Below are 23,881 nucleotides of genomic sequence, written 5' to 3'. Positions count from 1 at the left end.
CTCATGTATGTTTTTTTGATATACTAACAGCAAACAGTGTCAACACTTAAATGTGGGAGTGTACATATGGGGAATGAATGGGATATCGTGGAAGTGCTGCGGCATTCACGACATGATTGGCTAAATAAGCTGCAGCTAATTAAAGGAAACCTGGACTTAAATAGGATTGATCGGGCAAAACAAGTGATTGATGAAATCGTAATTGAGACCCAGCATGAGACCAAACTATCAAATTTACATATGCCTTTATTTGCAGCGCTGCTTTTAAAATCGAACTGGGAAAATCCTTTCTTTAAGCTGGAATATGAGGTAATGTTTGATCCAGATGCCTCAAAAATTAATGATCTGGCCATGACGAAATGGACACATACTTTTTTTTGCAGTTTGAATCAAGCGATTGAGCCATTTCAAGAAAATAATTTATCAATTACCATAGAACCGCAATCTGACGGTGTTCGTTTCTTTTTTGATTTTAGCGGGATAATAACTAACAGAGAACTGATTGAGAGCTTTCTATCTGATAAATCTTTAGATTTGTCGATCAAAGAATTTACAGAAACGGAACTCTCCCTCGAGTTATTTATGCCAATGCTGAAAAATAACTCGGTTTAATTTTAATTTATTTATGTGCAAGACTGGAGGAATAAGATGTTTGTCGATCAAGTTAAGATATATGTAAAAGGTGGCGACGGCGGAAATGGTATGGTTGCCTTTCGCCGTGAAAAATATGTACCAAATGGCGGTCCTGCCGGCGGGGATGGCGGAAAGGGAGCCAATGTCGTTTTTGAAGTGAATGAGGGCTTACGCACCCTAATGGATTTTCGTTATAAGCGTCATTTTAAGGCGGAACGCGGAGAACATGGCATGTCGAAGGGAATGCACGGCAGGGGCGCTCAAGATATGATTGTTAAGGTGCCGCCTGGAACAGTCGTCCTCGATGCTGAAACAAAAGAGGTCATCGCTGATTTAGTCGAGCATGGCCAACGGGCGGTTATTGCCAAGGGCGGCCGGGGCGGACGAGGAAATACTCGTTTTGCCACCCCGCAAAATCCAGCACCAGAGATTGCCGAAAATGGTGAACCAGGACAAGAGCGGGATGTTGTTCTTGAGTTGAAACTCCTTGCTGATGCCGGTTTAGTAGGATTCCCAAGTGTAGGGAAGTCAACCTTATTATCAGTCGTGTCATCGGCAAAGCCAAAAATTGCGGAATATCACTTCACGACGATTGTTCCTAATCTTGGCATGGTCGAAACAGAAGATGGCCGAAGCTTTGTTATGGCCGACCTGCCGGGATTAATTGAAGGGGCTAGTGAAGGTGTTGGCCTCGGTCATCAATTTTTGCGGCATATTGAGCGGACAAGGGTAATTGTCCACGTTATCGATATGGCAGCAACAGAAGGCAGAGATCCATTTGAGGATTATTTGACGATTAATAAAGAATTACAAGAATATAACCTCAGATTAACGGAGCGCCCGCAAATCATTGTCGCTAATAAAATGGATATGCCGGATGCCGAGGAAAACTTAAAAATGTTTAAAGAGCAGTTAGAAGAGGATTATCCGATTTTTCCTATTTCTGCCCTAACACGAAAAGGTCTTAGAGATCTATTATTTGCGATTACCGATAAAATTGAGCAGACACCAGAATTCCCGCTTGAGCATGAAGAAGAGGTAACGGGCGTACATCGTGTATTATATAAACATGAGGCCGATCCTGAAGCCTTTACCATTACGAGAGATCCAGACGGCTCATTTGTTCTCTCGGGTGAGAAGCTCGAACGCTTATTTAAGATGACGGACTTTTCAAGAGAAGAATCAATCCGCCGTTTTGCACGCCAGCTCCGCGGTTATGGTGTCGATGATGCCTTAAGACAAAGAGGGGCAAAAGACGGGGATATTGTGAAGTTGTTAGAGTTCGAATTTGAGTTTATTGAGTAGTTTTCCGTCAAGAACGAGGTAGAGGTAAATGGATAATTTTGATAAAAAGTTTTACCTGGTCCGTGAGGATGTTTTGCCAGAAGCGATGAAGAAAACCCTTGAAGTGAAAGAAATGCTTGATAGGGGCAAAGCTGAATCGATTGCAGATGCTGTTCTTAAAGTGGACCTAAGCAGGAGTGCCTTTTATAAATACAGGGACACGGTCTTTCCTTTTTCGACGATTCAAAAGGAGAAGATCATTTCCCTCTTCTTTCATTTAGAAGACCGCTCTGGCACGTTGTCAAACTTGTTAAGTGTCGTTGCTGGATCAGGCTGTAATGTGCTGACCATCCACCAAACGATCCCGCTCCAAGGCAGAGCAAATGTGACATTGTCATTAAATACATCAAACATTATAACAAAGCTAGACGATTTATTAACGGAACTAAGAAAACTTGAATTTGTTGAAAAAGTGGAAGTGCTGGGAACAGGCGCGTAGTGGACAAGATCCGCTATGGGCCTGGTCTTGAGCCTTCCTTTTTAAAAATATAGAGGAGTGGGGAAAGTCATGAAGGTTGGTTATTTGGGACCAAAGGCAACATTTACAGAATTAGCTGTGAGCAAAGTTTTTCAAGGTTTCGAGCTGGAACCATTTAGCACGATACCGGAAAGTATCGATGCCATTGGGGATCAAAAAGTGAATTTGGCGGTCGTCCCGGTTGAAAACGCGCTTGAAGGTTCAGTAAATATTACGCTGGATTATTTAACACATGTAGTTGATATTCCGATTGTGGGAGAAATTACGCTTCCAATTAAACAGCATTTGATGGTTCATCCTGATAATAAGGACCATTGGAAGGAAGCTTCCAAAGTATTTAGCCATTCCCATGCAATTGCCCAGTGCCATAAGTTTTTACATAACCATTTTAAAGGTGTACCAATTGAGAGTATCACATCAACCGCTGCGGCAGCGAAGATGGTCATGGAGCAGCCTGAATTGAATGCGGCCGCGATTGCAAATGAACTCGCAGCAAAAGAATATGGTCTGACTATCGTCCAAAAGGACATTCATGATTTTCATTTTAACCATACGAGCTTTTTTGTTTTATCAGAGCAAGACTTGGATTTTGCGGAAATAAGCGGGTCATCGCATTATAAAACAACCCTAATGGTGACACTGCCTTCTGATCAGGCTGGTGCCCTTCATCAGGTACTGTCAGCGTTTGCCTGGAGAAAATTGAATCTTTCCAAAATTGAATCAAGACCAATGAAAACAGGAATTGGCAATTATTTCTTTATTATTGATCTGGAAATGAAACTTGACGAGGTGTTAATTCCTGGAGCCATTGCTGAACTTGAAGCCCTTGGCTGTGGTGTCAAAGTGTTAGGGAGCTATCCATCCGTGATGGTAAACTTAGATTAAGAGAAGAGACCCGTGCATCTGCAGCGGGTCTCTTTTCTTATTCAATCAGGAATCCTTCAATTTTCAGGGCTTGTTCGGCTTGATCTAAGACCTCGAGACTTGAAGCCGAGATCGTATGCAGGTGATATCCACCGGTTAGCTCTGATAATAAAGATGCCTTCGTGCTTGTAATGTTTTCCATAAATTGCTTCACTTCATGGCGGTTTGCCACCATTACGGATGCCGTTAAATCACCGTAAACAGAGTGTTCAATTTTTACATCTTTAACCAGAACACCATGGTCAACAAGTAAATTTAATTCTTTCTCTGTGTCAGCCGGCGAATGTTTGCAGGCTATCGTTCTTTCAAATGCAGGAGTACTCGAGCTTGTCTTTAAATAAATATAACCTTGGCTTGTGGCAATAATCGGTTCATTCTTAGCTTTAAGAAGGGTCATATCCCCAACAATTACTTGTCTGCTTACATTTGTTCTTGCCGCAAGTTCACTTCCTGTGAGCGGTTCAGAGCTGTCTTTCAGCTTCTGGAGAATGAACGACCTTCTTTCCTCCCCCAAAATCTTCTTTTGATCAGCCATAAAAGACCTCCTGTCGTTTTTCTATCTTCCTATTCTAGCACAGATTGTTTCTTTCTATCACGTGAGGCCATTTTGAATGATTTAACAATCTTGACCACCGTTTCCCCGAGTGTAATGACCTGTTCCTTTGTGGAGGAATGACCAAGCGAGATTCGGATAAATTCCTTAGCTTCGTCTTTATCTAATCCAAGTGCCTCCGTCACCTTTGCCGGGGCTTGCATTCCGATTTGACATGCGCTTCCAGTGGAGATGGCAAAACCGAGCCGGTTGCATTCAAGCATCATCCATTGCCCTTCGATACCGGAAATCCGCATCCCAATTATATTGGCCAGCTGCCGGTGATCATCAGCTTGATAAACTTTGACCGATTCTTTTATCGGCTCAAGCGTTTCAATAAATGTTTCACGCAATAATTGAAATTTAGTATGGTCCTTATCAAGTCGTCCGATAATTTTCTGAGCTGCCACAGTTAGTGCAGCGATCGCAGGGACATTGACTGTTCCAGGCCGAAGCCCGCTTTCATGTGAACCCCCCGGGAAAAAGGGCTTCCAAGCGATGCTGGGGTTAATATAAACGCCGCCGATCCCTTTTGGACCATAAATTTTATGACCGGAAAAAGAAAAACTGCTGACTAAGGGCGCAAGGGTCGTTACATCTATTTTTCCAAAGGATTGGACAAAGTCGCTGTGAAAGTGAATCTTGTTTTCTTTCGCTATTTTTGCGATTTCCTCAACTGGCTGGATTGTTCCTATTTCCGAATTAACATGTTGCACGGTTATTAAAATAGTTTCTGGTCTGATCGAACTCAAGAGAAAATTCATATCCATCAATCCATTTGAAGTAAGCGGAATAAAGGTTACTTCATAGCCATTCTTTTTGAGTCGCTTTAGCACACCATGGACAGAGGAATGCTCTGCCATGCCGGCAATAATATGGTTGCCGCTTTTTAGTGGAGCTGACAAAAGAGCCTCGATCGCTAAAAAGTTTCCTTCCGACCCGCCGCTTGTAAAATATAAGCCCTTTTTATTAATAGCAAAAGCATTGGCCAGTTCTTCCCGGCAACTTTCGAGTAATTGTTGAGATTGTCCGCCGATATCATGGAGGCTCTGAGTATTTCCAAAGTATTCAGTTGCTACTTTTACATAAGCCTCCGCAGCATCAGCATCTAAAGGAGTTGTCGCAGCAAAATCAAAATATATCATCCTATTTCTCCAATAATCTATTTTTTTAGTACTTGTTTTTAGTTTAAATCTGTGTAAATATATATGTCAAGACACCTGTTAATGCCAGGAGGGTCATCCATGATAAATGATGATGTAGTAATTATTGGAAGTGGAATAGCCGCGTTACAGCTGGCTGTTCAATTAAATAATCATTTGAATGTGAGAATACTCACAAAGGGGAAATTACGAACGGCAAACTCGTATCTTGCCCAAGGCGGCATTGCTGCCGCGCTTGGAGCAAATGACCACCCGTCCAAACATATTGGGGATACACTGGAGGCGGGAAGGTTTCATAATAACCTTGATACGGTCCGGGAAATCATTAACGCTGCCCCGTCTTTGATTCGAAATCTGTCTCAGCAGGGCGATGTGTTTGATAAAGATCATAATGGTGAATTATTCCTAGGAATGGAAGGTGCCCATTGTGAAAAGAGAATCGTCCATGGCGGCGGTGATGCAACCGGTAAAAACGTGATGGAACATTTAATCAGCAGACTCCCCCAAAATGTGATGGTTGAAGAGGGAGTTTTTGCTTATGAATTAGTATTAAACGCAGAAAAAACTCGCTGCATTGGTGTGAAAGCCAAACAATCGGATGGAACGATCCTGCGGTATTATGGATGCCATATCATCATAGCTTCCGGAGGCTGCGGGCAATTGTTCACCTATACCTCAAATGCTAGAACCGTAGCTGGAGACGGTATTGCCATGGCCTATTTAGCAGGGGCAGAGATCGCTGATATGGAATTTATCCAATTTCATCCTACCCTTCTGTATAGTAACGGTGAAACAAAAGGCTTAATTTCTGAAGCTGTTAGAGGTGAAGGGGCAATCCTTGTGACCGAAGACGGTACAGCTATAATGGATGGGATTCATCCCATGAAGGATCTGGGCCCGAGGCATGTTGTTTCACAGCGAATCTATGAATTTCTGAAAAAGGGCAAACAAGTATTTTTAGATATTCGCAGCATTAAAGAATTTACCAAAAGATTTCCTTCTATTACCGCTCTTTGCGAAGAAAATGAAATTTGCTTAGCGGAAGGGAAAATTCCGGTAGCTCCTGGCAGCCACTTTTTAATGGGCGGAATTAAAACGGATTTAATCGGACGTTCTTCCATTAAGGGGTTATATGCGATCGGGGAGGCCGCATGTACAGGACTGCATGGGGCTAACCGCTTAGCGAGCAATTCTTTATTAGAGGGGCTTTATCAAGGTGTGCAATTATCCAAGTTGATTAATGGTGCCAAAACAAATCCGCAGCCATTTGATTCTCGTGATTTCTTCCCATCTGCCATCATCCAAAAGGCGAAATTACCGGATGTTCAGCTGATCAAGGATTCCATGATGGAGCGGGTAGGGATTGTCAGAAATGAAGCAGATTTGAAAATGCAGCAAGCTTGGCTGGCTCAATTCCGTGCCGATAAAATCCAGTTAGATACTTGTTCTGAGACGGACCTGACAAAGATCTTTATGGTGATTACAGCGAGTTTGATTACGGAATCGGCCTTACAAAGGACAGAAAGCCGAGGGGGTCACTATCGAAGTGATTACCCGTTAGAAGATAATCAAAAATGGCTTCGAAAAACCATTATTCATAAATACAATCGGGGATTGGAGAAAAACCATGAATTCACTAAAACTGCGCTCGCAACTTGAGGATTTTTTTATCGAAGATATTGGGGAACAGGATTTAACTACCGATCTCATTTTTACGGATGATACAACAGGGAAAATTGTTTTTCTTTCAAAGGATGAGGGTGTCTTTTGTGGAGAGGAAATTATCAAGACCGGTTTTCAGCTATTAAATCAAGAGATTGGCATCGAGCTATTTGTGAAGGATGGCCAAGCAATCAAGAAGGGACAGGAACTTGCTCACGTCTCTGGAAAAATTGCTGATTTACTAAAAGGAGAACGAGTGGTCCTTAATCTGGTTCAACGAATGAGTGGGATCGCCACCTTGACACAAAAGACAGTTCAGACTCTCGACAGTGGTCATACAAGAGTATGTGATACACGAAAGACGACTCCGGGTCTAAGAATGCTTGAAAAATATGCAGTCCGCTGCGGTGGTGGCTTTAATCATCGTTTTGGTTTATATGATGCGGTCATGATTAAGGATAACCATATTTCCTTTGCTGGCTCGATCTCAAAGGCAGTAGAGGCTGTCCGGGAAAAAGCAGGCCATATGGTAAAAGTTGAGGTCGAGGTAGAAACAGAAGAGCAAGTGCTAGAAGCAGTCGATGCTGGTGCGGATGTGATCATGTTTGATAACCGAACACCTGATGAAATTAAGGAGTTTATCAAACTCGTCCCGGCTGGTATCATTACCGAGGCTTCCGGCGGCATCCAATTATCTAACATCGCGGACTATCGTGACACAGGGGTCGATTATATTTCCCTAGGGCTACTGACTCATTCCTATAAAGCCCTTGATATAAGTGTAAAAGTGTTATGGAATAAAGGAGATGAGTAGAATGAGCTTCTTAGAAACTTTACAAAAAAATGTCATGATCCCGGAAAAATACAAGCAAATGACACGGGAAGAACTTGAAAAACGTGTAATTGAGGTAAAAAAACAGCTTGGCTCACGCTTATTTATTCCAGGCCATCATTATCAAAAAGACGAAGTGATTCAGTTTGCCGATGCAACCGGTGATTCGTTAAAATTAGCGCAATTATCGGCGGATAACAAGGAAGCGGAGTATATCGTATTTTGCGGTGTCCATTTTATGGCCGAGACGGCCGATATATTAACCAGTGACAATCAAAAAGTATTTCTACCTGATATGCGCGCCGGCTGCTCAATGGCTGACATGGCGGATATCGAGCAAACAGAACGAGCCTGGGAAAAACTCCAGGAACTGTTTGGAGATACGATACTGCCGTTAACCTATATCAATTCAACCGCAGCGATTAAAGCATTCGTGGGTGAAAATGGCGGTGCAACCGTTACCTCCTCCAATGCCGAAACGATGGTAAAATGGGCATTAGGAATTAAAGAACGGATTTTATTTTTGCCTGACCAGCACCTAGGCCGGAATACGGCAGCAGATTTAGGGATTGGCTTAGATGAGATGGCGATCTGGAATCCAATCACAAATGCGCTTGAATATGAGGGCGATGTATCACAAATAAAAGTGATTCTCTGGAAAGGGCATTGCTCAGTTCATGAAAATTTTACTGTTCAAAACGTCGCCGATACACGTGCTCAATATCCTGATATGAAAATTATCGTTCATCCGGAATGCCGCCGAGAAGTGGTTGAATTAGCGGATATGGCGGGGTCCACCAGTTATATTATTAATGCGATCGAAAAGGCAGAGCCTGGTTCCGCATGGGCAATCGGGACCGAGATGAATCTCGTAAACCGGATAATCAACGATCATCCGGATAAACAGATTATCTCATTAAATCCGCATATGTGTCCTTGCATGACCATGAATCGAATTGACTTGCCGCACCTAGTGTGGAGCCTGGATACACTCGATCAACCAAACAATATCATCAAAGTTAGTCCAGAAATAGCAGAAAAAGCAAAATTAGCTCTAGATCGGATGTTGAAAAATTCATAATAAGCGAAAAAAAGATGTAATTTAACTAATTGCATCTTTTTTTTTATCTTTGAAAAGGTAATTTTTAAAATTGGATGATATATCGGCGGTTTTTTTTAACTTATCGGCGGTTTTAACTAATATATCGGCGGAAATCTTCAACATATCGGCGGTTTTAACCAATTTATCGGCGAATATTTCATTTTACGAATCTCGCCGTATCTTTGGGGACTTATTCATAATTTTACAAAAGGAAGCATAGATTTTTTTGAAGAATGTTAGCACTTTGCCCATCTTCACATACACTATATGGACTTATGCCATAGGAGGGAAATCAGAGTGAAGATCCATATCGTACAGAAAGGGGATACTCTTTGGAAGATCGCCAAGAAGTACGGCGTGAATTTTGAAGAGCTGAAAAAGATGAATTCACAGCTCAGCAACCCTGATATGATTATGCCCGGTATGAAAATAAAAGTTCCAACCACAGGTGGATCCATAAAAAAAGAAGCGCCGATGGGAACGAAACCGGAAAAAACAATCAATTTAGGAACAAAGAAAGAAATGCCGATTGCTGAGCATCCGTTTGCCAAAGAGAAGCCCGTTCCACTGCCAATCAAAGAAGCCCCAATCGTAAAAGAAAAACCGATTGTGAAGGAACAGCCGATTGTTAAAGAAAAACCAATTGTGAAGGAACAACCGATTGTAAAAGAGAAACCGATTGTAAAGGAACAACCGATTGTAAAAGAGAAACCAATTGTAAAAGAACAGCCAATAATAAAAGAAGCACCTAAAGCACCTTTCACTCCAAAAATGCCCCTGCAAATCATCCCAGAAATTGATATAAACAATTATTATACGAGCAACATGACCAACATGACCGTTCCACCACAGCTTCCTCCTAAACCTGCCAACATACTTCCAGAGGTCAAAGAAGAAATAAAAAAGGAAATTCCAATTCCGCCTCCGGCACCTGCGAAAGAAATGCCGGTTGAAATACCGCCGCCGCAAGACTATTGTGTGCCAATTACGCCTGTAATGCCGGGACCTGGTTTCTGCCCTCCATTTGGAGGTATGCCGATGATGCCGCCTGTTATGCCTTATCCGGAAGTCCAAGGGGCAGGGTATTTGCCACATCCAGGCATGGTTCACGGGACACCTGGATTTAATCCAGCTATGGCTGGTACGTCCGTTATGCCGGGGCAATTTTTCCATGATGAGTCATCATCCTTCATGCCGCAAATGCCTGGTGTAAATCCGGCCTATAACCCTGGAGCAGTAATGGGAACCCAAACACCAATGATGGACCCTGCAGCATATGGTCAATCCCCAATGGGCTATGGAGGGTTCCAATCTGGAACGGCACCGATGGGCTATGGAGGGGTACCAGCTGGATCAACCCAAATGGGCTTTGGAGGAGCACCTGTACCAACTCAAATGCCGTCTGAATATGGTGGAATGCCGGCAGGAGCAGCACCAATGCAAGCCGGATACGGACAAAATCCAATGGGTTACGGAGAGGTCCCAGCCGGATACGGACAAAATCCAATGGGTTACGGAGAGGCCCCGACCGGATACGGACAAAATCCAATGGGTTACGGAGAGGTCCCAGCCGGATACGGACAAAATCCAATGGGTTATGGAGAGGTCCCAGCCGGATGCGGACAAAATCCAATGGGCTACGGAGGAATGCCAGCTGGATTTGGTCAAACCCCAATGGGTTACGGAGGAATGCCTGCCGGATATGGTCAGATGCCAATGGGCTATGAGGGAATGCCTGGAGGAACAGTCGACCCAATGACAGGGGCACAAGGTTATCCAGCTCAATATCAAGGAGGGATGTCTCAAGCCTCTCCAGGAGGACCTGGCACCATGTTTGGGAACCCTGGAATGGTTAATCCTTACGGAATGGGCACAGCACCATACGGATATCCGCAAATGGGCGGACCTGGACCACAAGTAATGGGTATGCATGACTTTGAATCATCCGATCTTCATACACATGGAGCAGCAGGGCAAATGCCGTTTATGCCGACAGCTCCAGCACAAGGGCTGCCAGTAGGAACCGGAGCTCTAAATGACTGTGGCTGTGGTGGCGGCGGCGGAATGCAGCCTGCTGGAATGGTTCCAACAAGCCCGCCACCAACCAGCTTTGTACCGCCAACACCGCCAATATACAGTGCCCCGTATACAGGGCCAATGAATGTTGCTCACCCGCCTTATATGAATCCATATGGTGTGGGTCCAGCTGGAACAAATCCTTACGGTATGCCAGGTTACCGTGATGAGAGCAATTAATAAACCTGGTAAACAAAAGGGAGACGATGATTACTTGAATCGTCTCCTCTCTTATTTTCAATCACAATTTTATGAGAAAATTGTTCGGCTGGTGATGGTCCGAAAATCTGTCTTTTTATTAAAAACTGATAATAATACCTATATTTTAAAGGGATATCATTCCAATAACAGATTAAAACTTCAAGAAGCCTTTACCGCAACCTTAAAAAAAGAAGGATTTTTGAAAACATACCAATACTTATCAGGTCCGATCAAAGAACAGCTCTTTTTTGAGGGAACCTATTATGGCTGTATCGAATACATTCCTCCACATAACACACCCTTTTCTTATTCAACACAGCGAAATCGTCAAGAAGGTCTTGATCTGCTGAAACAATTTCACCAAACCACTGCTTCAGTTGAAAGCCGTTACCGAACTTTGCTTTCGAGAAGTGATTTAATTGCAAAATGGACAGAAAGGCTCCGAGTTTTTTCAGGCAATCTTCCTTTTATAAAATACTTTTTAGATGATTACATGATTTCTGAACTAATCGTATGGGCCAATTGGTCATTGGCCGGGATGATGAAACACCGCCGCTTTTTTCAAAGAGAGCCGGTTGTGATTCTCCATGGTGATGTAGCCCATCACAATTTCCTCCGTGACAGGAAGGGACAGTTAAATTTAATTGATTTTGACTTAATTAGTATCGGTCCGCCGTCATATGATTATTTACAATATGCCAATCGAATTCTTCCCAATCTAGATTGGTCATTGGGAAAACTGGAAAGTTTAAAGCCAATAGGAAAATATTTAGATGAAAAAGCTTTTTTGTATGCTTTAGCCTTCCCAGCAGATATTTTTCGAGAATGGAACCGGCTGATTCGCGAAAAAGCCTATAATGACCAAGAAAAAATAAGGATGGTGATGGATTTAACTGTTGATCAATTTCACTTAAGAAAAAAATTTATCAGCCAATTACAGGAAAAAGTGAAATGATTTTATCAGAATGATTTACAACAGAAGATAACACCCTATAAATGAGCAGAATTCTATGCTCAGAATGTACTCTAGGGGGTTTATCGCTTGAACAAAAGACAGTGGATGATTCCTCTTTCCTTCTCTTTATTAATAGGTGTTACAGGATGTACAAATGATAATAATCGTGCGGGTACTGGAAATAACGTAGCTCGGCCGATTGGTTATTATTCGAATGAAAACCACGCCAATAATGATTATGGAATGTTAAGGGATAATGATGGTGCCTTGACAGAAATTATGGACCATAACCTTGGCGTGGAAGATCAAGACATTAATGAAAAAAACAGCAGGCAGATGCAAACTAGAGACGAAAACGGGAATCCCCCAAATCCAACAGTCCCTAGGGCCAAAACAGACCGAAACTTCTTTCAGCGAGATAACCGTTTTAGTACAAGTGATTTAAACTATCACGGTCACTTGAGTGCTAAGAACGGTAATTATGGAGTGGTCACGAATCCGGAGTTCCAAGATCGTTTTACAGCAAAAATAAGAAACAAAGTGGAAAATATCGATAATGTTAGAAATGTAAGGTCTGTCGCATATGGAAATACGGTCATTGTATCCGTTTCATTACATGACAATGATCGGGCAGCTGAAACCAAACGAGCCATTCAGAAAGTGGTTCAGCCCTATGCAAAAGGAAAAACCGTCCAGGTTATTACGGACGAGGGCACAATGGGCCGGGACCGTAATATTCATAACGATTCCCAGCGGAATAAGGGCGGCAGCTAACCCACTCCAAAACAAGAGGCAAAGCTTTCGAGCTTGCCTCTTTATTTATGGCTGTGTTAAAGGGATTGTTGAATTTAAGCATGTTGATTGGAGCGGAAGGCGGCGAAGACTCCTGCGGGAGTACGGGGCAGGGGAGACCCCACAGGCGCAAGTGCGCCGAGGAGGCTCCCCGGCACGCCCGCGGAAAGCGAAGCCGCCTGGAGCGGAAATCAACATTCACGATTAACACAGTTTTATTTATAAATAAGCCGCTATTATTTTGTCGGATAAAAAGGGAAATAAAGGCTAAACTAGTACTGTAAACTATGTTCAATTATTAAGATTAAGAGGTGAGTGACATGAGGGTCATTTGGATAGCAATGTACCGGTACACATTAGCCGTATTTGCTGTTATTCTCTTCATGTTGATTGGTAGAGTTCCTGGGCTAATCCCAACAGGCTCGGCTGCCCCACAAGATAACCAAATACCGAAGACAGAGCCCCTGAACTTAACGGTTATCTTAGAAAGAGTCTATCTTGACGGGGAAATAAGTCAGGAATTGGTGCACGAGACATGTTGGAAAATGGAGAATTTCTGGGCTAAATATGACCAATGGCAGCTTACCGACATCAACGAGTCAACCTATGTATTCCGCAAACAAGTTGACGATATCTCGCCATTATTAAAAGCAAATGGTTTTTTTGGTGTCACAGATGATGGTGTTTTGACCATTTTTAATGGCCGGCCGGGACAATCACACATTATCCAATCATTCTTTCAAATAGATATCAAGAAACTTGAAAGCAAGAAACAAGAGGAATTAATTCAAGGCATCCCAATTAAATCGAAGGACCATTATGTGGAAGTCCTAGAAACATTCGAACCGTATTCTGTAAAAAAACAGTAAACCTTTTATTAACTCAGACTGATTGACTCCAATCAGCCTGTTTTTTTATGTGTAGATCGATCTCTCATTTGTATCCAATTTTAGAAGAAGGTCCAAGGGAACTGAATTATTAGACTTTTTGATAGGATACGAATTTCTTCAATAACCGCCTGGACTTATGTTAAAATGAAAGACAGCTTATTTTTCAAGAGAAAAAACTTTTAGGTTTATTTGGGGAGAGAAAACGTGTGTATGAATTTATCAAAGGGATGGTAGAATTTGTCGGACCGGAATACATTGTCATTGAAAATAATGGGATTGGCTATCAAATCTCCACACCGAATCCGTTTATTTTCGCTGGTAAAATGGAAACAATGGTAACAGTATATACCTATCATTATGTCCGCGAAGATGTAATCGCCCTTTACGGATTTGAAACAAGAGAAGAAAAAAGACTTTTTACCAAACTATTAAACGTTTCGGGGATTGGTCCTAAGGGGGCACTGGCCATTTTGGCTTCAGGCGAAGTCCAGCAAGTGGTAAATGCCATTGAAAATGAAGATGAAAGCTTTCTTGTTAAATTCCCTGGCGTTGGTAAAAAAACTGCCCGGCAAATGATCCTTGATTTAAAAGGAAAATTACTAGATATTGTACCGGATTACTTTCCTAACCTATTCAATGCTGATCAATTCCCACTTCCACAGCAAGCGGCCAATGCAGCTTTTGAAGAAGCTGTCCTCGCCTTGAAAGCTCTTGGCTATTCCGATAAAGAAATTAAAAAAATATCGTCTGAATTACAAAAAGAACAGCTTTCGACCGATCAATATATTAAAAAAGCCCTCCAGCGGCTTTTAAAATAGGTGATAATTCATGGAAGAGCGGATCATATCTAGTGAAGTGAATGAAAGCGAGGTCAGTCTTGAACAAAGCCTGCGGCCGCAAACTTTACAGCAATACATCGGACAAACTCAAGTAAAAGAAAATCTTGAGATCTTTATAAAAGCGGCAAAGATGCGGAAGGAGACCCTTGACCATGTTCTCCTTTATGGGCCTCCAGGATTAGGCAAGACCACACTAGCGGTAATTATTGCCAATGAAATGGGGGTAAATATCCGGACAACCTCAGGGCCTGCGATTGAACGGCCAGGAGATTTAGCGGCTATTCTAACCTCTCTCGAGCCTGGGGATGTGTTATTTATTGATGAAATTCACCGGCTGCCACGGACGATCGAAGAAGTACTTTATCCAGCAATGGAGGATTTTTGCCTGGATATTGTCATCGGAAAGGGGCCGAGTGCGAGGTCGGTCCGGCTTGACCTGCCGCCGTTTACATTGGTCGGTGCCACTACCAGGGCAGGTTCCTTATCAGCTCCCTTACGCGACCGATTTGGAGTTTTGTGCAGGCTCGAGTATTATAAGGAAGATCAGTTAAAAAATATTGTTGTCAGAACCTCCGATTTATTTGAAACAGAAATCGATGAACCATCTGCAGTTGAAATTGCCAGGAGGGCGAGGGGAACCCCTAGGATTGCCAACCGGCTCCTCCGCCGGGTTAGGGATTTTGCACAAGTTAAGGGAAATGGTACAATTAACCTGGCCCTTGCGAGAGAAGCTCTGGAGTTACTGCAGGTTGACCGGTTAGGACTTGACCATATCGATCACAAGCTATTAAAAGGAATTATCGAAAAATTCCGCGGCGGTCCGGTCGGTCTTGATACCATTGCGGCCTCGATTGGGGAAGAGGCGGAAACAATTGAAGATGTTTATGAGCCATATCTGTTACAAATTGGCTTCCTGCAGCGTACCCCGCGCGGCAGAGTAGTAACTGGGGCAGTTTATCACCATTTTGGCATGGAAGTGCCGATGGATTGATCTTTTTATAAAAAATAGTAAGGTGTGTTAGTGATGAAAGTAGATATATTTGATTTTCATTTACCTGAGGAATTAATTGCTCAGGTCCCATTAAAAAACCGGACAGACAGCCGATTAATGGTTTTAGATAAGCAAACAGGTGAAATAAAGCATGAAGTGTTTAAAAATATTACGGAATACTTGCGTGAAGGGGACTGCCTTGTCTTAAATGATACCAAGGTATTACCGGCACGCCTTTTTGGTGTAAAAGATGATACGGGGGCAAAAATTGAGGTCCTGCTTTTAAAACAACTTGAGGGTGATCAGTGGGAAACACTTGTGAAACCGGCAAAACGCGTGAAGATAGGTACAGAAATCACCTTTGGTGATGGAATGCTTACAGCTGTTTGCACCGAGGAATCCGACCATGGCGGAAGAGTATTAAAGTTTAAATACTCTGGGATTTTCTACGAGGTACTTGATCAGTTAGGAGAAATGCCGCTCCCACCCTATATTAAAGAACAGCTAGATGACCGTGATCGTTATCAGACGGTATATGCCCGCGAACCGGGATCTGCCGCTGCTCCAACCGCTGGTCTTCACTTTACGGAGTCCCTCCTGGAAGAGATTAAAGCAAAAGGAGTACATATAGCCTTTATTACGCTTCATGTAGGTCTTGGGACATTCCGCCCTGTGAGTGTGGACGATGTATTGGAACACGACATGCACGCTGAATTTTATATGGTTACAGAAGGTACGGCCCAACTGCTAAATGAAGTAAGACAGAGCGGAGGCAGAATCATCACTGTTGGAACTACATCAACTAGGACTTTAGAGACGATTGCATCCGCAAACAATGGACAATTTACCGCGGGAAGCGGCTGGACAAGTATATTCATCTATCCTGGTTATGAATTTAAGGCGATTGATGGAATGATTACAAATTTCCACTTGCCTAAGTCAACGCTGATCATGCTTGTCAGTGCTTTAGCCGGCCGAGAGAATATTTTGCATGCCTACAACACAGCCGTTGCGGAACGGTACCGTTTTTTCAGCTTTGGTGATGCAATGTTCATCATCTAGTGGTAAAGGGGTGGAGCGCCGTAAATAGAATTCATTGTAAATCATATTTTCTGTAATATATAGTCATCACTTTATAAAGATTTAACACAGCTCTGCTCACACCGCCTTTGGAAGGAGATAACAATTTGACTGCGATTCGTTATGAATTAATTAAAACATGTAAACAAACGGGGGCCAGGCTTGGCAGGGTCCATACACCGCATGGTTCGTTTGACACACCTGCATTCATGCCTGTTGGAACACTGGCAACTGTAAAAACAATGTCACCTGAAGATTTAAAAGAAATGGGTGCAGGGATTATTTTAAGTAATACCTACCACTTATGGCTCAGACCAGGACATGAAATTATTAAAGAGGCTGGCGGTCTTCATAAATTTATGAATTGGGACCGGGCCATTTTAACCGACTCTGGGGGTTTTCAAGTATTCAGTTTAAGTGAATTTCGTAAAATTGAAGAAGAAGGCGTTCATTTCCGCAATCACATGAGTGGGGAGAAACTATTTTTATCACCGGAAAAGGCTATGGAAATTCAAAATGCTCTTGGTTCCGATATCATGATGGCATTTGATGAGTGCCCGCCATTTCCTGCTACGTTTGAATATATGAAAAAATCCGTTGAGAGAACGTCAAGATGGGCTGAGCGCTGTTTAAACGCTCACCAGCGACCAGAAGACCAAGGGTTATTTGGAATCGTCCAAGGCGGCGAATATGAAGAGCTCCGCAGACAAAGTGCAAACGACCTTGTTTCGCTTGACTTCCCTGGTTATGCAGTAGGCGGGTTATCCGTGGGAGAGCCGAAGGATGTCATGAACCGAGTCCTTGAGTTTACAACCCCAATGTTACCGTCAAATAAACCACGTTATCTAATGGGAGTTGGCTCACCGGATTCGTTGATTGATGGAGCGATTCGCGGCATCGATATGTTTGATTGCGTATTGCCAACTCGAATTGCCCGAAATGGGACCTTAATGACAAGCACAGGACGCCTTGTCGTGAAAAATGCGCAATATGCCCGTGATTTTGGGCCGCTAGATCCTGAATGTGATTGCTATACATGCCGAAATTACTCAAGAGCGTATATCCGTCATTTAATTAAATGTGATGAAACGTTTGGAATTCGTTTAACGTCTTACCATAATCTCTATTTTCTGTTAAGATTAATGGAGAAGGTCAGACAAGCTATTATGGAAGACAGGCTTGGAGATTTCCGTGAAGAGTTTTTTGAACGTTATGGTTTTAATAAACCAAACGCGAAAAATTTCTAATAGAATATTTATTGAAAGGAGGGAAACAAGATGCAAGGTATCGGTACAATCATTCCATTAATACTAATGTTTGTATTATTTTATTTCCTATTAATTCGCCCACAGCAAAAGCGTCAAAAAAATGTTGCGAATATGCAAAACCAATTGAAAAAAGGGGATAAAATCGTCACGATTGGTGGTCTGCATGGCTTTATTGATTCGATTGATGATAATAAAGTGGTCATTAAATGTGGTGACGGCAGCCGTCTTACATATGATCGCAATGCCATCCGTGAGGTAACTGAATCCGCAGCGGGTTCAAGTGAAGGAAGCGTAAATCTTACGAAGTAATGAATAATAAAAAGGAAGCCATATGTATTAAGATGGCTTCCTTTTTTATTATGCAGCCCTACGTGAATTGTTAGAAGAAATATTGACTCCTAAGATTCCACCCATCATCGCAATTAATGTATAGCAGGTGTGATAAATGACTTGTTCCGCATCAAACAAGCGGTCATAGCCAAGATATTGAAACAAAAAGACAAAAAATGAATAAATGAGCCCTGTAAATCCTCCAATTAGCCAGCCTTTTTCTTTTCGCTTTCCGCCTGAAAGAAAACCGCCGCCGAACAGCCCAATGAAAGACAAGGCTGTAATTACATATTGAAGTGATCCTTCTTGAGCGGATGTAAATCGAAGGATAAAGGCAAATATAAGACTGGATATTAAAGCAAAGGCAAAAATAAAAATTAATCCATACAAAATGGATATCCCAAAGCTTTTCGATTCGATTTTAACTCTCCCCCTTCGTTCCAAGACTAAACCTTCGGCAAGTCCTAGACAGTTATTCTTCCTAGTACAAGCGTATTCAGGCTAAGCGGAAAGTAGAATAAATATTTCTGCTTGCCTATTTTTAATTTTTTGGAACGAACTTCCTCTCATAAATGCTTATCAAATACACGATACTATTCTTTGATTGAAAAAAAGGGGCGACCAATTGTGGAATATGTATCGATCATGTTTCGGACCATTTTGTTTTATATCCTCATCCTCATCATTTTTCGGATGATGGGTAAACGCGAAATTGGCGAATTAAGTATTCTGGATCTAGTCGTATTTATAATGATAGGTGAGATGGCGGTCGTTGCCATCGAGAATCATCATTCTCCGTTACTTCATACAATGGTTCCAATGTTAGTTTTAATGGCGATCCAAATTATCATGGCGATTTTATCCTTAAAGAGTAAAAGGTTTCGTGATCTGATTGATGGAAAACCGATTATTATTATAAATAGAGGAAAAATTGATGAAAAAGCGATGCGGAAGCAGCGCTATAATTTTGATGATTTAATGGTGCAATTAAGAGAAAAGGACATCCGCAGTATTGCTGACGTCGAATTTGCTATTTTGGAGCCGTCTGGAAGTTTATCTGTTATTGAAAAATTAAAAAATCCTGAAGAACCAACCAAGCAAGGCGATATCACAATTCCTTTAATAATGGACGGACAAATTGATGAAGAAAACTTAAAGAGAATCAATAAAACCAACCTATGGCTGAGACAGGAATTGAAGAAGAAGGGATATCGTGATATTAAAGATATTTCTTTTTGCAGTTTTGAAAATGGGAATTTCTATATCGATCTAAAGGACACCGATTAATAAAGACACGCCCATAAGGCATGTCTTCTTTTCATTTATTAAGCTGCTTAGCTAGGAATTAAATTCCCAAACCAAGGGATCCGTTTTAGTTCTTCCTTTTTAATGAGGCGGAATAAAACGAGCATCACTATATAGGAAACGACCATAGCAAGTGCAGAAGTGATGACACGGATGATTAAATGCTCCTGTAACAGGAAATGTTCAAAAAGATAATAGCCCAGCCAGCCTGAAAGCCCCATCACGAGGAAGCCCTTTAAATATTCCCAGGCATAGAAGGAAAAGGACACCTTCTTTAAGACGGTTGCAAAATGTAATCCAGTTACAAGGACAAAACCTACGACAATTCCTAAGGCAGCTCCAGTAATACCAAATGTAGCTTGGGAAGCAAGTAAGAAAATGACGGCGGTTTTAACAACCGAACCGATTAGACTATTAAGCATCGCTGCTCGAGCAAGATTTAAGGCCTGTAAAACTGCCTGAAGGGGACCTTGATAGTAATAAACCAACATAAAGGGAGACATCAAGCGGATAAAATAGGCTCCCTTCGTTGAGCCGTACATTAGCTGCATGAGCGGGTCCGCTAATACATAGAGAATAATCACGGCAAGACCGCCTGTTAAAAAAACAAACCGCAACGCTTGCTGGAGCCGGTATTCAATTAATTTATGATTATTTTTTGAATTGGCTTCGCTGATGGCAGGAACAAGGGAGGTTGCCAGCGAAAAGGTTACAAAGGAAGGCAGCATCAACAACGGCATTGCATAGCCGGTTAGGGCGCCATATTGTTTGGTAGCATTGACAGCGAGAACACCTGCAAGGGCAAGACTGTGGGCCACGACAATCGGTTCAAAAAACCAGGAGATTGAGCCAATCATTCTGCTGCCCATCGTTGGCAGAGCAATCTCCATTAATTCTTTAAATGTACGTTTCCCTTTGTGAACAAATTGGAAAAAGTTTTTTCGCAACTTAAATCGTTTTTTTAATTTAAATGTTGTCAGCAAGTAGATAAGCGAAAGCAGTTCACCTAAAACGGAAGCCCCCATAGCCGCTGCTGCTGCATATTCCACTCCATATGGGAGGAATGTTTTAGTGGCAGTTGCGATTAACGTAATTCGAACAAATTGTTCAAGTATTTGTGAAATGGCTGAGGGCCGCATATTTTGCCGGCCTTGAAAGTATCCGCGTAAAACGGACGCTACGGCGATAATAGGCATGGCTGGGGCAATCGCGATCAGCGGATAGTAGGTTCTCTGGTCGGTAAAGAGAGTGCTAGATAGAGTGGGTGCCAGTAAAATCAATGCAGGTGTCAGGACTATGGATAAACCCACCGTGATCGCCAAGGATACGACGAGAATTTTTTTGATTTCGGCATAATTCCCTTTGGCCTCTGCCTCTGCAATGTTTTTCGAGATGGCAACCGGAAGGCCTAACTGAATGATCGTTACTACAAGAATGAACGTAGGATAGGCCATCATATATAAACCGACGCCTTCTTCACCAATACTTCTTGCCAGAACGATGCGATAAATAAAGCCAAGGACTCTTGTGATAAAGCCCGCAACTAAAAGGATGAAAGTCCCTTTTAAAAACTTCGACATTTAGGTTCCCACCTTCTCAAATAAGAAGAATTCATATACAATTAACTATATGCCTTAGGGTGGACAAAGCATGACAAGTTGTAAAAGCTTTTTAAATGTTTTCATTTAAGTGAATGCGCAAACGAGATTTCTGGGAGGCAGTGAGAATGGATAATAGTCACGTAAACGAAGACTTTCGTACCCAAGTACAGCCGGCATTAAAGAGCAAATTGGAGGAGTTTCGCCTGCTCGGCGTTGATTCTGTAAGAGAACAAGGTCTTTGGGAATTCTTAGTAAAGAAAAAGTGGAAAAAAGTAAAACATGAGATGAAGCTTTATGAAATGATCCAGGATATTCTCTCTGTAAGGGTAAGTGACTATCTAAACTATGTAACAATTGAATCCTATAAAACTTCCGAATTCTCATTTGATAACGAAGCAGAGCTTAAAGAACTTTTAAAATAAGAAAATGTTTTCATTTATGTAAATTGACAGCACTTATAAGTTATTTCATAATGAAAGCAGTGACTTTTTCATTATTTTTGTATAGAGATAGACGTACAGTGCTACATGCACAAGCACTAAGGAGGAACAATACATAATGGTAAAGCGTAGTAGAATTATTGCTTTCTTTCTTGTGATCCTAATAATTGGAGGCACAATAGGAGCAACAACAAAGAACATCTTAAATAATATGAAGCTCGGGCTAGACCTTCAAGGTGGATTTGAGGTTTTGTACGAGGTTCAGCCTGCGAAAAAAGGTCAAAAAATTGACAAAAATGTTTTGGCGAGCACCGCTGAAGCTCTTGATAAGCGGATTAACGTTCTAGGGGTAAGTGAACCTAGTATTCAAATTGAAGGTACAAACCGAATCCGTGTGCAGCTTGCCGGTGTTAAAGATCAAAATAAAGCAAGGGAAATTTTGTCCACACAGGCAAATTTAACTTTCCGTGATGCGAATGACAAACTAATGATGGATGGTTCCGATCTGAAACAAGGCGGGGCTAAGCAAACCTTTGATCAAAACGGTGCACCAAGTGTATCTTTAACATTAAAAAGTGCAGATAAATTCCGCAAAGTTTCTCAGGAAATTTTGAATATGGCTCCAAATAATTATCTAGTCATTTGGCTTGATTACGAAGAAGGCAAAGATTCCTTTAAAACAGAAGTAACCAAAGCAAAGCCTAAGTTTTTATCGGCCCCTACAGTAAAAGAAGTCTTTAATCAGGATACCGTTTCGATTGTCGGCAGTTTTACGACGAAAGAAGCGCAAACCTTGGCTTCGCTATTAAATGCAGGTTCCTTGCCAGTTAAACTGAAAGAGGTATACTCCACTTCAGTTGGGGCTAAGTTTGGGGCACAAGCTCTTAATGAAACTATTTTTGCTGGAATTCTCGGTGTAGCAATCATTTACTTATTCATGATTTTCTATTATCGTTTTCCAGGATTTATTGCGACAATTACATTAACGATTTTTACTTATCTGGTGTTATTAATTTTCGATTGGATGAATGGGGTCCTGACCCTGCCGGGAATTGCCGCCATTATCCTCGGGATCGGTATGGCCGTTGATGCGAACATCATCACCTATGAACGTATTCGCGAGGAATTGAAGGTAGGAAGAAGCCTTAAATCCGCGTTTGAAGCTGGTGAAAAACATGCCTTTACAGCCATTTTTGATGCCAACTTAACAACCATTTTGACAGCATGTGTGTTATTTTTCTATGGGACAAGTTCTGTTAAAGGGTTTGCGACCATGTTAATCGTGAGTGTTCTTATGAGTTTCTTGACCAATGTTTACGGTTCAAGACTCCTGTTAGGACTATGGGTAAAGAGCGGTCTCTTTAATAAAAGACCGGGCTGGTTTGCAGTACATCCTTCACAAATTAGGAAAATTACTGATAACGTTGATACGGTCGACCTGCCAACCAGATTTGATAAAATTGATTTTGTTGGAATCAGAAAGAAAGTATTTATATTATCAGGTACGCTTATTGTTGCAGGGATTATCTGTCTTGCCATTTTCCGCTTGAACTTAGGAATTGATTTTTCAAGTGGTACTCGGATAGAAGTACAATCAAAAACACCATTAACCGCAGAAGAAGTGAAAAGTGCTTTTACTGATCGCGGTTTAAAACCTGATGATGTTGTTATCTCAGGAAACAAAAATCAAATTGGTGCTGTTCGAATGATTGGTGTATTGACAAAGGATGAGATTGCGTCCTTAAAGGCAGATTTCAAAAAGGAATTTGGCTTTGAGCCGAATGTCAGCACCGTTTCTCCGACGATCGGAAAAGAACTGGCGAAGAATGCGTTTATTTCCGTCTTGCTGGCGTCGATCATCATCATTCTTTATGTTTCTTTACGATTTGAAGCCTATATGGCCATTGCGGCGATTGCAGCTATCCTGCATGATGCATTCTTCATGATTGCCATTTTCAGTATTACAAGACTTGAAGTAGATTTAAACTACATCGCGGCCATTTTGACCATTGTCGGTTATTCAAACCACGATACAATTGTCACATTTGACCGGGTTCGTGAAAATATGCAGAAGAAAAAGCGTCTTAAAACCGTTCAAGATATTGCGGATGTGGTAAACGTAAGTATTCGTCAAACATTAACCCGATCCATTAACACTGTTCTTACGGTACTTGTAACGACCGCGTGCTTAATGATATTTGGAAGTCCATCGATTCGTAATTTTTCGATTGCATTATTTGTCGGTTTAATCGTTGGTGTATATTCATCTATCTTTATCGCAGGTTCTTTATGGTATGTAATGAAATGTAAAGAACTGAAAAAGAAGGGTGTCATTAGAACGGTTAAAGAAAAGAGAAAATATTCGGATCAGCCGCAAGTATAG

At 41.8% G+C, this 23,881-nt stretch carries 23 protein-coding genes; 19 read left to right on the top strand and 4 right to left on the bottom strand.

The window, feature by feature from the left end; genetic code table 11:
- Positions 1 to 66: 66 nt before the first annotated feature.
- The 4 genes from J7E81_RS16490 to pheA all read left to right on the top strand — a co-directional run bounded on the left by J7E81_RS16490 (position 67) and on the right by pheA (position 3,340).
- A complete protein-coding gene (locus tag J7E81_RS16490; RefSeq protein WP_215043906.1) occupies positions 67 to 612 on the top strand; it encodes a Spo0B C-terminal domain-containing protein in 546 nt (181 codons plus the stop codon).
- 36 nt (positions 613 to 648) lie between these two features.
- Positions 649 to 1,938 carry a GTPase ObgE gene (obgE, locus tag J7E81_RS16485; RefSeq protein WP_215043904.1) on the top strand — a complete coding sequence of 430 codons (1,290 nt, stop codon included), beginning with the start codon at positions 649 to 651 and terminating at the stop codon, positions 1,936 to 1,938.
- A 28-nt stretch (positions 1,939 to 1,966) separates the two neighbouring features.
- Positions 1,967 to 2,416 (top strand): ACT domain-containing protein, encoded by a 450-nt coding sequence (locus J7E81_RS16480; RefSeq protein ID WP_215043902.1) that lies wholly within the window; start codon positions 1,967 to 1,969, stop codon positions 2,414 to 2,416.
- Positions 2,417 to 2,485: 69 nt separating this feature from the next.
- On the top strand, positions 2,486 to 3,340 hold the full coding sequence (gene pheA / locus J7E81_RS16475) for a prephenate dehydratase (protein WP_215043900.1): 855 nt from the start codon (positions 2,486 to 2,488) through the stop codon (positions 3,338 to 3,340).
- A 37-nt stretch (positions 3,341 to 3,377) separates the two neighbouring features.
- Here the strand turns inward: pheA and J7E81_RS16470 are convergent, their stop codons facing one another.
- The gene (locus J7E81_RS16470) at positions 3,378 to 3,914 is read right to left on the bottom strand and encodes a transcription repressor NadR (RefSeq protein WP_215043898.1); all 537 of its coding nucleotides are present in this window, start codon (positions 3,912 to 3,914) and stop codon (positions 3,378 to 3,380) included.
- A gap of 29 nt (positions 3,915 to 3,943) precedes the next feature.
- Positions 3,944 to 5,116: an IscS subfamily cysteine desulfurase gene (locus tag J7E81_RS16465; RefSeq protein WP_215043896.1), complete on the bottom strand. Its 1,173-nt coding sequence runs from the start codon at positions 5,114 to 5,116 to the stop codon at positions 3,944 to 3,946.
- Between the two features lie 99 nt (positions 5,117 to 5,215).
- On the opposite strand from J7E81_RS16465, the gene nadB reads away from it, so the two are divergent.
- From nadB to yajC, 12 genes are all read left to right on the top strand, one after another.
- Positions 5,216 to 6,793 (top strand): L-aspartate oxidase, encoded by a 1,578-nt coding sequence (gene nadB / locus J7E81_RS16460; RefSeq protein WP_215043894.1) that lies wholly within the window; start codon positions 5,216 to 5,218, stop codon positions 6,791 to 6,793.
- On the top strand, positions 6,762 to 7,610 hold the full coding sequence (gene nadC / locus J7E81_RS16455) for a carboxylating nicotinate-nucleotide diphosphorylase (protein ID WP_215043892.1): 849 nt from the start codon (positions 6,762 to 6,764) through the stop codon (positions 7,608 to 7,610). The genes nadB and nadC overlap by 32 nt, the downstream gene beginning before the upstream one ends.
- A gap of 1 nt (position 7,611) precedes the next feature.
- A complete protein-coding gene (nadA, locus tag J7E81_RS16450) occupies positions 7,612 to 8,709 on the top strand; it encodes a quinolinate synthase NadA (protein ID WP_215043890.1) in 1,098 nt (365 codons plus the stop codon).
- A gap of 318 nt (positions 8,710 to 9,027) precedes the next feature.
- Positions 9,028 to 10,986 (top strand): SafA/ExsA family spore coat assembly protein, encoded by a 1,959-nt coding sequence (safA, locus tag J7E81_RS16445; protein ID WP_308162221.1) that lies wholly within the window; start codon positions 9,028 to 9,030, stop codon positions 10,984 to 10,986.
- Positions 10,973 to 11,962, top strand: a complete 990-nt coding sequence (locus J7E81_RS16440; RefSeq protein ID WP_215043888.1) for an aminoglycoside phosphotransferase family protein — start codon at positions 10,973 to 10,975, stop codon at positions 11,960 to 11,962. Before safA ends, J7E81_RS16440 begins: the two co-directional genes overlap by 14 nt.
- An 87-nt stretch (positions 11,963 to 12,049) precedes the next feature.
- On the top strand, positions 12,050 to 12,736 hold the full coding sequence (locus J7E81_RS16435) for a YhcN/YlaJ family sporulation lipoprotein (protein ID WP_215043886.1): 687 nt from the start codon (positions 12,050 to 12,052) through the stop codon (positions 12,734 to 12,736).
- A 338-nt stretch (positions 12,737 to 13,074) separates the two neighbouring features.
- Entirely contained in the window at positions 13,075 to 13,623 is a 549-nt protein-coding gene (locus J7E81_RS16430) for an intercompartmental signaling factor BofC (RefSeq protein WP_215043884.1), read from the top strand.
- Between the two features lie 227 nt (positions 13,624 to 13,850).
- Positions 13,851 to 14,462 carry a Holliday junction branch migration protein RuvA gene (gene ruvA / locus J7E81_RS16425; RefSeq protein ID WP_215043882.1) on the top strand — a complete coding sequence of 204 codons (612 nt, stop codon included), beginning with the start codon at positions 13,851 to 13,853 and terminating at the stop codon, positions 14,460 to 14,462.
- A gap of 10 nt (positions 14,463 to 14,472) precedes the next feature.
- Positions 14,473 to 15,474, top strand: a complete 1,002-nt coding sequence (gene ruvB, locus J7E81_RS16420; RefSeq protein ID WP_215043880.1) for a Holliday junction branch migration DNA helicase RuvB — start codon at positions 14,473 to 14,475, stop codon at positions 15,472 to 15,474.
- 33 nt (positions 15,475 to 15,507) lie between these two features.
- On the top strand, positions 15,508 to 16,536 hold the full coding sequence (queA, locus tag J7E81_RS16415) for a tRNA preQ1(34) S-adenosylmethionine ribosyltransferase-isomerase QueA (protein WP_215043879.1): 1,029 nt from the start codon (positions 15,508 to 15,510) through the stop codon (positions 16,534 to 16,536).
- Positions 16,537 to 16,661: 125 nt separating this feature from the next.
- Entirely contained in the window at positions 16,662 to 17,801 is a 1,140-nt protein-coding gene (gene tgt / locus J7E81_RS16410; RefSeq protein ID WP_215043877.1) for a tRNA guanosine(34) transglycosylase Tgt, read from the top strand.
- 30 nt (positions 17,802 to 17,831) lie between these two features.
- Positions 17,832 to 18,131, top strand: a complete 300-nt coding sequence (gene yajC / locus J7E81_RS16405; RefSeq protein WP_215043875.1) for a preprotein translocase subunit YajC — start codon at positions 17,832 to 17,834, stop codon at positions 18,129 to 18,131.
- Between the two features lie 48 nt (positions 18,132 to 18,179).
- On the opposite strand, the gene J7E81_RS16400 is transcribed toward yajC, so the two are convergent.
- Positions 18,180 to 18,596 (bottom strand): TIGR04086 family membrane protein, encoded by a 417-nt coding sequence (locus J7E81_RS16400; protein ID WP_251028670.1) that lies wholly within the window; start codon positions 18,594 to 18,596, stop codon positions 18,180 to 18,182.
- Between the two features lie 180 nt (positions 18,597 to 18,776).
- On the opposite strand from J7E81_RS16400, the gene J7E81_RS16395 reads away from it, so the two are divergent.
- Positions 18,777 to 19,439: a DUF421 domain-containing protein gene (locus J7E81_RS16395; RefSeq protein WP_215044403.1), complete on the top strand. Its 663-nt coding sequence runs from the start codon at positions 18,777 to 18,779 to the stop codon at positions 19,437 to 19,439.
- Positions 19,440 to 19,486: 47 nt separating this feature from the next.
- Here J7E81_RS16395 and spoVB read toward each other — a convergent pair whose 3' ends face one another.
- Entirely contained in the window at positions 19,487 to 21,037 is a 1,551-nt protein-coding gene (gene spoVB, locus J7E81_RS16390) for a stage V sporulation protein B (RefSeq protein ID WP_215043873.1), read from the bottom strand.
- A 146-nt stretch (positions 21,038 to 21,183) separates the two neighbouring features.
- Between spoVB and J7E81_RS16385 the strand changes: the two genes are divergently transcribed.
- Both J7E81_RS16385 and secDF read left to right on the top strand, forming a co-directional pair.
- The gene (locus tag J7E81_RS16385) at positions 21,184 to 21,480 is read left to right on the top strand and encodes a post-transcriptional regulator (protein ID WP_215043871.1); all 297 of its coding nucleotides are present in this window, start codon (positions 21,184 to 21,186) and stop codon (positions 21,478 to 21,480) included.
- 136 nt (positions 21,481 to 21,616) lie between these two features.
- A complete protein-coding gene (gene secDF / locus J7E81_RS16380; RefSeq protein ID WP_215043869.1) occupies positions 21,617 to 23,881 on the top strand; it encodes a protein translocase subunit SecDF in 2,265 nt (754 codons plus the stop codon).

This window comes from Bacillus sp. ISL-18, assembly GCF_018613415.1.
Classification (GTDB): domain Bacteria; phylum Bacillota; class Bacilli; order Bacillales; family Cytobacillaceae; genus Neobacillus.
The sequence above is the reverse complement of the archived record's forward strand: the minus strand, read 5'-3'. Positions and strand labels throughout refer to the sequence as shown.